Here is a 13,500-nt window from a genome sequence, read left to right on the forward strand (position 1 = left end):
TATAAAAAAATCATACACTTTGTAGTTAAGCTTAAAAAACAGCTTTTTTGTAATTGCTATTTATAGTATAAATTATAAAAATTTAGCTAATATTGAAGCAAGAAAACCTGAAAATATACTAACAGTAGCTAACCCACCAATAAGCATTTTTGGTACTAAATAACCTTTTAATATATTTACTTCTTCTTCTGTTCTGCCGAAAACAGTAGAAACCTCTTCAGCCATTATTATAGTAGTTGGGAATCCAATCATACAAGTATATACTAATGCCAATGCAAGATAGGCATCCACTTTAATAAGCTTTGCTACGATAACAGCACCTAATGCTAATCCAGGTACAGCTATCAAAAATGATAATACCGCTGGCTTTAACAGTTGAATAAATACATCTAATGTAATACTTGATGTTATCTGAATTCCAATATATACAAACATACCAAACACTAAAAAACCATAAGAATTCGCTTTTGTCATTATATTAGACGGTATTATTCTAAATCTTACAGCCAGAAATGAAAGTATCAGACATACTATATATGGATGTATACCAAATTTATTTGTATACTCTCCTAAATACACACCCAGTGTTGCTATTGCTGTGGCAAGAGCTAAAAGTATAAATGTAGTTTGGTATTTTGAGGGTAAGAAACATGTTTTGATTCCCTTTTTTTTCACACCCTCAGCAGTAATTGAAACTGCCAATTCACTTACTGTATCATTATTTGTGATTTTCTTAGCAAATTTCTTCAAGAAAAACAAAGATAAAGGTATTCCTACAAAAAGTTGTACTGATGCCATTAACCAAGCGAAGCCAATTAAATGATCAAGTCCTAGAGGTTTAAGCACTGAAGATAAAATTATTGCTGCCAGACCGCCACCATAAATAACAGGTGTTGCCGTTATAGCCGTTTCTTTTCCTAATACAAACGTTCCAATTGTAAACATAAATAAAAGTAATGTTACTAGTCCTCCTGCACAGATTGCTATAGTTTGCCATTCCTTTTTCAATTGTTCTGTACTCATTGTACTTCCCATGTGTACTACTACTAACGGAATTGCTAGAACTGCTAATGTAGATAATCCAGCTTTATCAACAATATCCGCTGGTATTAAGCCAGTCCATGAACCTATTAAAAGTACTGCGAAAGCTACAAAAGTAAGTGATAAAAATGCTTTTGTTTTAATTGATATAAATTCTGCAATCCCCCATACTGCCGCAAGTATTAAAAGTGCAATAAACATATTTGTCATATAAAATTCCTCCTTTATTTTTTGAATAAACGTTTTCTTCTTACGTAAATTTAAGTTCAAACTTTACTAATATAAATATAATTCCAGTTATCAATTACTCTATTTTTTAATCTGAAACGATAAATAAGTATAAATATTTCTCTCTGTCATAAAAATTTGGGTAGAATTTTAACCAAATACTAAAGTACTACCCAAATTATCTCCACTGTCGTTAATCTTATGCTATCTGCTTTTGAATTTTTCCGTCTTTTATTACAACTTTGATATTGTCAGTATTCGTTAAAAGACTAATATCTTCTAATGGATTTCCCTTAACAACAATGACATCTGCTAGCTTACCTTCTTCAAGAGTTCCGATTTTATCTTCCATCATCATAAGCTCTGAGTTTGTCTTTGTACCTGCCATTATTGATTCCATAGGAGTAATACCCAGATATTGTACTAAAAGTTCAAACTCTCTAGCGTTTTTGCCATATGGAAGTTTTGGATCCCCTAGTATATCGCTACCTAGACCCATCTTTACTCCTGCTCTAAAGGCTTTAGCATATCTTTCACCTGCAGCTTCACACATGTTTAGCCCTCTTGCTGGATCACCTAATTGTGCCACTTTTTCTTGTACAAATAATGGCATAGAATCCAGTACATCTAAATAAGACTGTCCAACTGAGAACGTAGGTACAAAATAGCAATCATTATCTAAAAGCATTTGGATAGCTTCATCATCCATCTTTGTGCAGTGCTCAATACATTTCACACCACCTCTAATAGCATTTTTTATTCCAGTAATAGTATGAGCATGGGCGGCAACATAAGTACCATGGTTTTTAGCTTCTTGAACAAGTGCTCTAATTTCTTCCATTGTATATTCACAACTGCTAAGTTTGTCACCTTCTGATGTTCCTCCACCAGTTGTACCAATTTTCAGAAAATCTGCCCTTTCTCTAAACTGAATCCTTGCAGCTTTTATACATTCATCTACACCATCTGCAATAGTACCCATACCAGTTAACTCTTGCATTTCTAACGGGAACTTTGTATACATATCAACATGGCCATTAGTTTGACCTATAAAACGTCCACTTGAAGCTATACGTGGTGCCTTATACTCAAGCTCTTTTATAGAAGTTTTTATAGTGTTAAGAAAACCACCGACTTCTCTAACAGAAGTAAAACCAGCATCTATGCACATCTCTAATTCTTTTATTGCATGACAAGTTTTTTCTGCTATAGATTTATCATACATTCTTCTTGCATTGTCAGTACCTAAACCCATGTGAACATGAGCATCAATAAGACCCGGCATTATAGTACCTTCTTCAATCTCAATAGTCTCAGCATCCTTTGGAATATCAACAACTTCCCTTGGACCTACCTGTACAATTTTGTTATCCTCAACAACTACTACACCATTTTCGATGGCATCTCTACCTGTAGCATCAATTACTCTACCTTTGATAACAATTTTTCTCATAAAAAAACCCTCCTAATGAATTAATTTAATATTTAACTATAACCTCAAAGCATCTATACCGCTGCAGTAACTGTCACCTCAATTAAACACTCTTGGGAAAACATTTCACCTACAACACAAGTTCTTACAGGTGGAAATTCAGTCACCCATCTGTCATAGACTGAATTCATTTCAGCAAAATCATCCATTGTTTTTATATGAATCATAACTGAAAGCACTTTGGATTTGTCAGTACCCAATTCAGATAAACTCCTGTCTATAGCCTCCAGTGTTTCTTTTGTTTGTCCTTTGATATCTTTGCTTAAATCTGAAGCATAATGTCCGCATAGATAGACTACTCCATTATGAATTGTAGCAACGCTATATCTTTCTGATGGTTTGTAATGTTTAATCATATTCTTATCCTCCTATTAATGTAATCTAGTCATTTTTTTCTTATCAATATATTTTCATCCAAATTCACATGGTATCTCTAAGTCTTTACTAATACTTAACCTATTATCACCTATTTAAAGGATTATTATTTTGATTTGCTTTTAAAGACCTATCTGTTTTTTTAACTTTATGGCTGTAGGACAAGCAGCACAGCCCCCTCTGCCCGTACATAATAGTTCAGGACCATAATTCTTAGAAACATCAACCACGACATCTAACATCTCATGGAAAGGGAATGGCGAAATAATACCTGCCTTAGCCAATTCAGCGAATACAAATGGTGTAGTCACTGCTATCATCCCTCGAGCTAAACATGGTTCTCCCTCCGCACCAGTAGCAGGATCGCAAGGCCAACCGATAGAAACTTGCATAGCTTGTGCAGCTGCACTTTCTACAGCTTCAGGACTACCGCCCAAGATATGCGTTAAAGCAGCAGTAGCAAAAACAAGTGCTAACCCTTGTTCACCAGCACAACCGATTACTTCACCAGTAGGTTCCGTTCTATCATAAGCAATAATACCGTATCCAGCTGCTACTAACAAACCTTCAATGAGTTTGTCTTCACTGAATCCATACTCCAACTGAGCTGCTCGAAGAGAAGACATAACTACTCCACCACCAGCACCATGTGGACCAGGTACATTCAGAACTCCAGGAGCCATAGATAATACTGAAAAATAATGTTTAACTGCATTTCTCACAACTTCAGGAAGGTGAGAGTTTTCCTTCTGCCAATTAGTTAGTCGATTATATAAATCCGTACTGAATCCATAGCAGTGGTAGTAGTCACCAAAATCATCCTGAGCCATGCACTCAACCTGACGAATCATAAGCCCAGATAAATAGCGCATTCGTTCAATTATTTCATCTCTGCTCATACCAGTTGCAGCAATTTGGTAGTCTATAGCTACTTCGTGCATAGATTTTTTTGTCTCTTTACACAACTTAACCCATTCTGTTCCCGTTTTAAACAGCTGAGGCTTAACCCGTACGGTAAAAGGTGTAGGTAACAAATAAGGAATAAAATATACCTGGCAATCTGGATAATTTTTCTTTATTTCTTCTATTGGCGGAATAATTTCAGCTTTAAAGAAATAAGCCGTTCCACTTTCATTAGAACTTGTGCTACACTCTAAAACTCCATCTAGGTGTGCCTTCGCTGTGTCGATGAAATTAGCATCATGAGTCTCTTTTACGAGAATCAATAAATTAGATTCCCCATTATAAATGTAATCAAAGCCCATAATCTTTTTAGTCTGAATCATACCGCCACCGATTGAATCACCAACAATACTGTGAACCTTTCCATCAGATGTAGTAATTTCAAACTTCATTGAATTCAAGTGATCAGATTCTTTCATCACTCCTTTGGTGAATTTCACCTCAATTCCTTGCTCTTTGGCAATGTGGTGACAATCATTTCTTCTTAAATCGTCTACAGGCATCCCAAGACCACCTGAAAGCATCCCAATATCTTCACTCATAATCCCAAATGTTCCAGCAAAAGATCCTTCAGAATCCATTATAACTTCTATTTTGGTGATTTTTTTTCCCTCAGTTAACGCATTTATTGCTAAACCTAATCTCTGAGGACCTGCTAAATGTGAACTAGATCCACCTAGCATAACTGGTCCAAAAACATCATTAAAGAAACTAGGATATAATTTAATCATTTTCTATCACCACCTATAATTTTATATTGCTTGTATTCCTTTTCACACCTTTAATTTTTCTTTGAAAACTAAATAACGTTAAAACATACCCAAGTCACTGACCTTGGTATGTTTTAATTTTATCAGTGTTTTTCTATCTTGTCAATAAATTTATATCAGGTTGTATGATTGAACTAGATATTCAATAAACCTCCTAGTAATGATACAATCAATTATTAATAACAATTTAACTTAAATGGGTGATTATATGAAAGAAAAATTGGCTCAATGCCAACTGCAAGGGGATTGAAATAAAGAATGGAATTGGGTAATTTATTTGCTGATTTTGGGGCATAAATTAAGCCTCTTTAGTATATTTTATATCATACTAAAGAGGCCTAAAATCACGTTTCCTCATACTTCTATATTCTTATTTTTTCAGTAAAATAACTAGCTCTTTCCTTAAGTTTGGCTCCAATATCAAGAGAACCACCCCTTAAACCCCATTCTACTATCACTCCAAAGAGAAGAAAATAAAAATCTTCTGTAAGTAACAAGGTTTTAATATCACTTGAAATTTCTCCACTTTTCTGTGCATCCGTAATAATTTTATTAAAAATCCATATAACTTTTCTGTCCTGTAAGGTAGAAACAAATTGTTCATCCATAATTGATTCACTAATATAGTTTCTAAAATTTTCTACACCCGTAGATAACAAAACATCACAGATAATTTCAATTAACTGATTGATTCTTTCATCAAATGTCATTTCTTCATAATTAGCCATTTTATCAATATAACTGTGCTCGTACTTATTATCTACAAATTTGTGATAAATATCTATTTTAGAAGGAAAGTGATAGTAGAAGGATCCTTTCGAAACCCCTACATCTTTACATATATCAATGATATTAACATCTGTATAACTTCTTTCATTAAAAAGCTTTTCAGCAGACTCTATTAATTTATTTCTCGTATCAATGGCTTGCTTTTGTCGTTTTGTCAATTCTTTCACTTTGGTTTCTCCTTGCTATTAATTTAATAACTCTAACACTATTAGAATGTAAATCCATTATTAAACTTTATTCAAATTCTGGTATTTAAGTCATTATAACATAACCTTTTGAAATTATAAACCTAATAGAAATTTTATTATCTTAAGTTCTTCTCTTTGCTTCAACTTCTATACTTTCTTGATGTTGTTCTCCCCACTTGTGAAGTGCTTGCAAAACTGGACATAAGCTTACTCCGTATTCAGTGACTGAATATTCCACCTTTGGTGGCACAATATTATGGACTTCTCGGTGAATGATTTGATCATTTTCAAGTTGTCTTAATTGTTGAACCAACATCTTTTTCGTGATGTTGGGAATAGTTCTTAATAGTTGATTAAATCTTTGGGGACCATCCCTTAAATGCCAAAGAATCGTAGCTTTCCATTTCCCCCCCATGACATTTAATGCTAAACGTACGTAATCCTGATTAAATCTATCCATGTGAACCTCCTTTTGTCTCTTAATAAGCAGTTAAAAATAGTAAGTATTTACAATTAACCTTTAAGCATCTACTATATTTCACAAAATCACCTAGGTTACTTAAATAGTAGTAGGTAACAAATAGGATACTAGGTAACAACAAAGTGCGTAGTTGCTTTGTTTGGCACTTATGTTATCATCTTATTAAAATCAAGTCAATACGGAGGGGTAATATAATGAAAAAATTTGATGTTGTTGTTTTAGGGAGTGGTCCCGCTGGTATCGAAGTATGCACATTTCTTTCACAATCCGATAAGAAAGTATGTTTGATTGAAAAGAATCCTAGCTCATTTGGCGGTGTATGTGTTAATAAAGGATGTATGCCAACAAAACACTTAGTAAAGGTGGCTGAGGTCATTGAATCTGGAAAAAAAGCCCATGAATTTGGGGTAGAAATTCCATCTATAGAACCCAATATGGTACAAATTCATAAAATGAAAGAAATGTTGGTGAACCAACTAGGTAGTATGCATCAAAAACATACTAGTGCTGAGATTGTATTTGGACATGCCCGTTTTGTTAGTAATGATGAAGTTGAAGTAACTCTTCCTAATGGTTCTAAAGAACGCGTTACTGGTGATCAATTTATCATAGCGACAGGTTCTCGTCCTAGATTAATATCAGGTATTCAAATAGATGGTGAGTATATTTGTACTAGTGATGAATTACTAGATAATAATGTAATTCCCAAGAAATTGCTAGTCGTTGGTGGTGGTGTAATAGGTCTTGAATTTGCATCTATTTATAAAAGTTATGGTTCTGATGTAACCGTAATAGAAGCAGCACCTAGAATAATACCAAATGAAGATGTCGATACCAGTATAATGGTACAAGATTTGCTTAGCAAAAGAGAAATTAGTATATATCCTTCTACAATCATAGAGAAGGCAGAGATAGTGGAAGGGAAAGTTATTTGTACATTTAATGGAAGTTATACTGATGTTGATTCATTTGACAAAGTCCTAATCAGTGTAGGGAGACAACCAAATACGGATGATCTTGGACTAGAAAATACAGACATTAAGGTTGAAAAAGGTTTTATTCAAGTCAATAATTATTTACAAACAGATGTACCGCATATTTATGCAGCAGGCGATGTAATTCCGACACTCATGCTTGCACATACAGCCGCCTATGAAAGCATGGTAATTACAACAAATATGATGCAGCCTGAAAGTATGCCATACAATAACAAAGTGGCACCTAGAGTTGTATATACTAAACCAGAAATTGCTTCTGTAGGGTTAACAGAAACAGAGGCTCATGAAAGATATGATCAAATAAAAGTTATCATCTTCCCTATGATTATGAATGGTAAGACAGTTATTGAACATACTCCTGAAGGCCGCATAAAACTTATCTATAAATCAGATGATGGAGTACTTCTTGGTGCAAGTATAGTTGGAAAGGGCGCAACAGAGTTAATCCATGAATTAACTCTAGCTGTAACTCATGGATTGACCATTGATGATTTAAAAAATACAGTCCATGCCCACCCAACTTTATCAGAGATCGTTTGGTTTGCGGTGCTTAAAGGACAGCCATTTAGTTCTACTCAAGAGTTCATGGCTAATATACCACAAGTAGAAAATTTGTTTGATTAGATATATTAACTATATTGTTAATGAGCCAGTATTATTTCTATTTATTAAACAGAAGAAACATATGAAAATAGTTCTATTTTAAATATGATAGTTTCATACTATAAGAAAAGCCTCTTATTTGTTATTATTATCTTCACATTCAAAGCAATAACAAATTCGAAGCTTTTTCTTATAATTAATCATTAATATAAAAGTTTATTTATTATTCAATTTCTGCCACGACTTCAATTTCAACAAGTGCATCTTTAGGTAATCGTGCAACCTCTACAGCACTTCTAGCTGGGTAATTATCTGTAAAAAATTCTTTATATATTTCATTCATTTCAACAAAGTTATTCATATCACTTAAAAACACAGTTGTTTTTATAACTTTTTGTAAACTTGATCCAGCTTCTTCAATAACAGCTTTTACATTCTCAAGAGATTTTCTTGTTTGTTCTTTTATTGTTTCAGGTATTTTTCCAGTCTTGATATTGATAGGTAGTTGTCCTGAAGTGTATACCAAATTGTTTAATAATATTCCTTGAGAATACGGACCAATTGCTGCTGGTGCTTTTTCAGTATTTATTACCTTTTTCATAATAATCCCTCCATAAAATGTTACACTATGTTCTAACCAATTCCACCATAAATAATTCCTAAAACGAATACAAACCCTGCAACAAATACAAATACATACTTAGCTAATGGATTAAACCATTCACCCACTGGTTTTTTAGCTCCTATATTAATTTGTTTGCGCGCTCTTTCAATTCCATAAACCCAAAAGAATGTAATTGCAGCTATTGTAGCTCCTAAAGGTATAAGGTAAATTGATACAGCATCCATCCATTGTCCTAGTAAATCTACACTAAGAACTATTGGAATTCCTACAACAAATAAAATAACTCCGGTAATAACAACTGATTTTATTCTTGAAATCTTAAATTTTTCTGTCAAAGCTTGTACAGGAACTTCAACAAGGTTCAATAATGAAGATACTGCAGCAAAAATTATTGCAGCAAAGAAAAGAATAGAAAATACGTGTCCAAAAGGCATTTGTTGAAATACCATTGGTAATGATATAAATAATAATGGTGGACCAGCAGCGGCATCTAAGTTAAATGCAAATACAGCAGGTATTACCACGAAAGCTGCAAGCATAGCTCCAATTGTATCAAAGAATGCTGTATTTATAGCTGCTGAAGGTATATCAACATCTTTTTTGATATAACTTCCGTAAGCAACCATTCCGTGACCACCTAAAGAAACTGTAAAGAATGCTTGTCCCAACGCCATAACCCAAGTTATTGGTTTAGCCAAGTAAGACCAGTCTGGCACTAATAGATACTTTATACCAGCTTCTGCCCCTGGTAATGTTACCGAACGAATCATTAATATAAAAAACAAAACAAAGAATGCAGGCATTATTATCTTATTAACTTTCTCAATACCATTAGATATACCTATTGCGAGTATTACCAAAGTAGTAACAATACCCAGAATGTGCCATGGAAATGAACTAGTAGTACCAGCAAAATTACCGAAATACTCACCAATATTGATATTAGTGTTAGCAAAATCACCTTTTAATGAAGCTATAAAATATTTGAATATCCATCCAACTACTACTGCATATCCAATAGCGATGCCGGTTGCTCCTATAACCGGTATTGTTCCAATAATACCGCTTCCTTTCAAATTCTTTTCTTCAAATACGGTTTTAATTGCACCTAAAGGGCCTTTTTTAGTAGTTCTCCCGAATGCGAACTCGCCCATTAATCCAGTTGTTCCAAGGATAAATACAAATAAAAAATAAGGAATTAAGAATGCAGCGCCGCCATATTTACCAACTCTCCATGGAAATAACCAAATATTACCCATTCCAATAGCTGAACCTATACATGCCAAAATAAATCCTGTCTTACTAGTAAAGGAATCTCTTTCTTCTGGTTCATTATCTAATTTTAAATTGTTCAAATTTATTCCACCCTCCAAATTATAGTTCCAGGGGTTCCCCCTTTAATCATAGGAGTCATAAGATACCAAGCAGTCTTTTAATCGTTTACAATCTGAGATTAATTATAAACTTTCTCCAATTCTGGAGTACACACTACTTAGAAGCATATACCCCAAAATCGAGAAAGTTTCCTCTTTTAACTTATTTAATTGGTTTTAATTTTGCAGTAAAGTGTCTTAACACTTTTGGTTGCCAAGTAATTTCATAACCTTTCACTTCAGAAGCATGTTCTTTTATTGATTTAAGCGCTTCAACAATTACATCCATATGAGCTTGAGTATATACTCTTCTTGGAATAGCTAAACGTGTAAATTCGTTAAGTGATTCAAGTTGCTCTCCAGTTTCAGCATCTACACCAAGCATATAAGATCCGATATCGCAACTTCTAATTCCTGCTTCTTTATATAGTTCAAGAGCTAAAGCTTGACCTGGGAATTCATAATAAGGAATATGAGGTAACAACGCTTTTGCATCTAAAAATACTGCATGTCCTCCAACTGGATATTGGAATGGTATTCCAGCTTCTTTTAACTGATCGCCTAAATATTCAATTTGGCCTATTCTATAGCTTAAGAAATCAAAATCAGTTCCTTCTTTTAATCCAATAGCTAATGCCTCTAAATCTCTACCTGCAAGTCCTCCATATGTTAAGAATCCTTCGTAAGGAACTACTAATCCTTTTACCGCGTTATATAATTCTTCATCTTCTTTAATTGCAATTAATCCACCCATGTTTACGATTGCATCTTTCTTAGCACTCATTGTGAACGCATCTGCATAACTATATACTTCTTTAGTTATTTCAGTGATTGACTTGTCTGCATATCCATCTTCTCTTGTTTTAACAAAATAAGCATTTTCTGAAAATCTAGCAGAGTCAATTACTAATTTCAATCCATATTTTTTACAAAGTGCGCTTGTATCTTTTATATTTTGAACTGATACTGGTTGACCACCAGCACTGTTGTTAGTAATAGTCATTACTATTACAGCAATTTTATCAGCACCCATTTCTTTAATGTAATTTTCAGTTTTTTCAATATCTAAATTTCCTTTAAACGGATAAAATTCTGTTGTATTTCCTGCTTGTTCACATACTAAATTGATAGGTTTTCCACCTGATAATTCAACATGTGCCCTAGTTGTATCGAAAAACATATTTGATATAGCATGCTGTCCTTTTTTTATAAGTAGCGGGAATAAGCATTTTTCTGCCGCACGACCTTGATGAACTGGTTGTACATACTTATATCCAAACATTTCTTGTACTGTTTCAACTAAATGGAAATATCCTCTTGCGCCAGCATAAGATTCGTCACCTTTCATAATACCAGCCCATTGGCTATCACTCATAGCACCTGTACCACTATCTGTTAATAAATCGATATAAACATCATCAGATTTTAATGCAAAGGTATTATAATTTGCCTCTTCAAGATACTTAATTCTTTGTTCTTTTGTTGTCACCTTAATTGGTTCCACCATCTTAATTTTAAATGGTTCTGCAACATACTTTTTCATAATATTTGTCCTCCTTTAAATTAATTAATAGTAAAATACATAGCTAGTTTAACTAATTTAAAAATGTCATTTTTTATATTTTTACATTTAGTGCTTATATTTGATTTACTTTTCTTAAGCACAAATTTATTTTACCACTTATTGCATTATTCTGTATATTGTCCTAAATATGTCTTTTATTATTATTTTGCTTGAGATATAATTGTTATGTCTTGAAATATTCTTACCAACATTTTAGGAGGTATCAAATGTATTTAAAATTAGGATTACTAGGTCATGCACGTAGAATTAAATTAATCAGTAATATTATAAATTCATACTTTAAAGAAATTGAAATTGTAACTATAGAATTCAATGCTGTATTTCAAACTAAGGAAATTGTTCAAATCATAAAAAACAGAAAAGAACATTTAGATGGTATCCTTTTTACTGGAAAAATACCCTATGATATTATTAACAATGAGATGGTTCCTACAATCCCCTGGGATTATCTCCATAACGACCATAGCCAGCTTTTAAGGACATTGCTAAAAGCCTCTTTAGTACATAAGTATGATATTTCTAAAATCAGTATTGATTCTTATGAAAAAGAAAAGATATTCAAAGTCTTCAATGAAATTGGTATTACTGATAGTGAATTAGACATTTATCCTTGGGAACAAAACATTAATGATATTGAATTTGTTAAAAACTTAGAATTATTTCATACAAAGAACTACTATAATAATAAAGTTTCCTGTTGCATTACAGGTGTATCATCTATCTATGAAAATCTTCTTAAAAAGAATATACCCTGCTTAAGCTTAGATCCAACATTTGATACCGTAGTTCAAGTTATTAATACCTTTCAATTAAAACAAGAAGCTTTAATAAATAAGAAAAGTCAACTTGTTATATTATCAATAGAAATAGATTTACCTAATGAATATTCATTAATTAACGAAAATGAATATCAAATGATGCTTGAAAAAGTAAAGGTTTCCAAACAAATCTATTTATTTGCTCAAAAAATTCAATCAACTGTTATTGAAGTTGGTGCTAGAGGATATCTCCTTTTTTGTACCAAAAGTATCTTAGAGTCTGAGACTAAAAATATCGAAAATTTTGACCTTTTGAGTAATGTATCTATGAATACTTCAAGTACCATAAGCATTGGAATTGGTTATGGTATTACTGCTAGAGAAGCTAAATACAGTGCAAATCTAGGTATGAAAAAAGCTCAAAGAAAAGGAGGAAACCAAGCTTTTGTCGTCTATGGTGGAAAAGAAGTAATCGAACCAGTTCATCCTCCCGTAAATAAAAGTAATCAGCAACAATCTTATATAGACGATATTTTTCATAACATTGCATTTAAAACCGGATTAAGTATAAATACTATCTTTAAACTACATTGTATAGCAAGTGAAAACTCAACAGACAATTTCACTTCTAATGAATTAGCCAAGCACTTCAAAGTTACATCACGAAGTATGAATAGAATATTAGATAAATTAGAAAAGCATGGATACATGGAGATTATAGGTAAAAAAATGATTAGTTCAGCAGGAAGACCTAGTAGAATTATTAGATTGCTGTTTTAGAAAGAACCTTTTATAAAAATTAAGTAATGATAATAACAAATGCATATATAGCTAGAAAGTCACTCCACTTCACTAAGAAATTCTAATTTATTTTCTTAAATATCTACTAAAAAATTATAACTCGCATGCTCAAACAATAATTTTTCTTAACGCATATATTACAAAAATAAATAAGAATTTCTAAAGTTTGTTACGATGACCTTTACGCTATATATGCTTCTTCTCACCACTGAAGGATGGAATTTATAAATCAGTGTAAATATTTCACATAACGCTACAATGTATTGATATAACTGCATTTGACAAATATGAAATTCCTGAAAAAATTTATAAATTCCTCGTATTATAAAAGTATAAAAACATATACGAATATTCATATTTTTAGTGTAAACCCTAACTAGTGAAACTAAATTATTTTGAATAGAGTTATTGACGTTAAATTCCTGGGAGC

At 32.6% G+C, this 13,500-nt stretch carries 11 protein-coding genes; 2 read left to right on the forward strand and 9 right to left on the reverse strand.

Annotation, left to right across the window (positions count from 1 at the left end; translation table 11 throughout):
* Window positions 1-72 precede the first annotated feature (72 nt).
* The 6 genes from ACQ3F0_RS13755 to ACQ3F0_RS13780 all read right to left on the reverse strand — a co-directional run bounded on the left by ACQ3F0_RS13755 (window position 73) and on the right by ACQ3F0_RS13780 (window position 6,306).
* Complete coding sequence (locus ACQ3F0_RS13755; RefSeq protein WP_428865873.1) at window positions 73-1,251, reverse strand: hypothetical protein; 1,179 nt, start codon at window positions 1,249-1,251, stop codon at window positions 73-75.
* 217 nt (window positions 1,252-1,468) lie between these two features.
* On the reverse strand, window positions 1,469-2,722 hold the full coding sequence (locus ACQ3F0_RS13760) for a metal-dependent hydrolase family protein (protein WP_428865875.1): 1,254 nt from the start codon (window positions 2,720-2,722) through the stop codon (window positions 1,469-1,471).
* A 53-nt stretch (window positions 2,723-2,775) separates the two neighbouring features.
* Window positions 2,776-3,117: a RidA family protein gene (locus ACQ3F0_RS13765; RefSeq protein WP_428865876.1), complete on the reverse strand. Its 342-nt coding sequence runs from the start codon at window positions 3,115-3,117 to the stop codon at window positions 2,776-2,778.
* A gap of 141 nt (window positions 3,118-3,258) precedes the next feature.
* Window positions 3,259-4,830 carry an L-serine ammonia-lyase, iron-sulfur-dependent, subunit alpha gene (locus ACQ3F0_RS13770; protein WP_428865878.1) on the reverse strand — a complete coding sequence of 524 codons (1,572 nt, stop codon included), beginning with the start codon at window positions 4,828-4,830 and terminating at the stop codon, window positions 3,259-3,261.
* Between the two features lie 401 nt (window positions 4,831-5,231).
* Window positions 5,232-5,825 carry a TetR/AcrR family transcriptional regulator gene (locus ACQ3F0_RS13775; protein ID WP_428865879.1) on the reverse strand — a complete coding sequence of 198 codons (594 nt, stop codon included), beginning with the start codon at window positions 5,823-5,825 and terminating at the stop codon, window positions 5,232-5,234.
* Window positions 5,826-5,967: 142 nt separating this feature from the next.
* Entirely contained in the window at window positions 5,968-6,306 is a 339-nt protein-coding gene (locus tag ACQ3F0_RS13780) for a winged helix-turn-helix transcriptional regulator (RefSeq protein WP_428865881.1), read from the reverse strand.
* A gap of 215 nt (window positions 6,307-6,521) precedes the next feature.
* Between ACQ3F0_RS13780 and lpdA the strand changes: the two genes are divergently transcribed.
* Entirely contained in the window at window positions 6,522-7,949 is a 1,428-nt protein-coding gene (lpdA, locus tag ACQ3F0_RS13785; protein WP_428865883.1) for a dihydrolipoyl dehydrogenase, read from the forward strand.
* A gap of 202 nt (window positions 7,950-8,151) precedes the next feature.
* Here lpdA and ACQ3F0_RS13790 read toward each other — a convergent pair whose 3' ends face one another.
* From ACQ3F0_RS13790 to ACQ3F0_RS13800, 3 genes are all read right to left on the reverse strand, one after another.
* Window positions 8,152-8,529: a RidA family protein gene (locus ACQ3F0_RS13790; RefSeq protein WP_428865885.1), complete on the reverse strand. Its 378-nt coding sequence runs from the start codon at window positions 8,527-8,529 to the stop codon at window positions 8,152-8,154.
* A gap of 32 nt (window positions 8,530-8,561) precedes the next feature.
* A complete protein-coding gene (locus ACQ3F0_RS13795; RefSeq protein WP_428865886.1) occupies window positions 8,562-9,908 on the reverse strand; it encodes a sodium-dependent transporter in 1,347 nt (448 codons plus the stop codon).
* A 181-nt stretch (window positions 9,909-10,089) separates the two neighbouring features.
* Entirely contained in the window at window positions 10,090-11,469 is a 1,380-nt protein-coding gene (locus ACQ3F0_RS13800; protein WP_428865887.1) for a tryptophanase, read from the reverse strand.
* Between the two features lie 248 nt (window positions 11,470-11,717).
* On the opposite strand from ACQ3F0_RS13800, the gene ACQ3F0_RS13805 reads away from it, so the two are divergent.
* The gene (locus ACQ3F0_RS13805; protein WP_428865888.1) at window positions 11,718-13,049 is read left to right on the forward strand and encodes a hypothetical protein; all 1,332 of its coding nucleotides are present in this window, start codon (window positions 11,718-11,720) and stop codon (window positions 13,047-13,049) included.
* Window positions 13,050-13,500 lie beyond the last annotated feature (451 nt).

This window comes from Clostridium sediminicola, assembly GCF_050402865.1.
Lineage (GTDB): Bacteria > Bacillota > Clostridia > Clostridiales > Clostridiaceae > Clostridium_AF > Clostridium_AF sediminicola.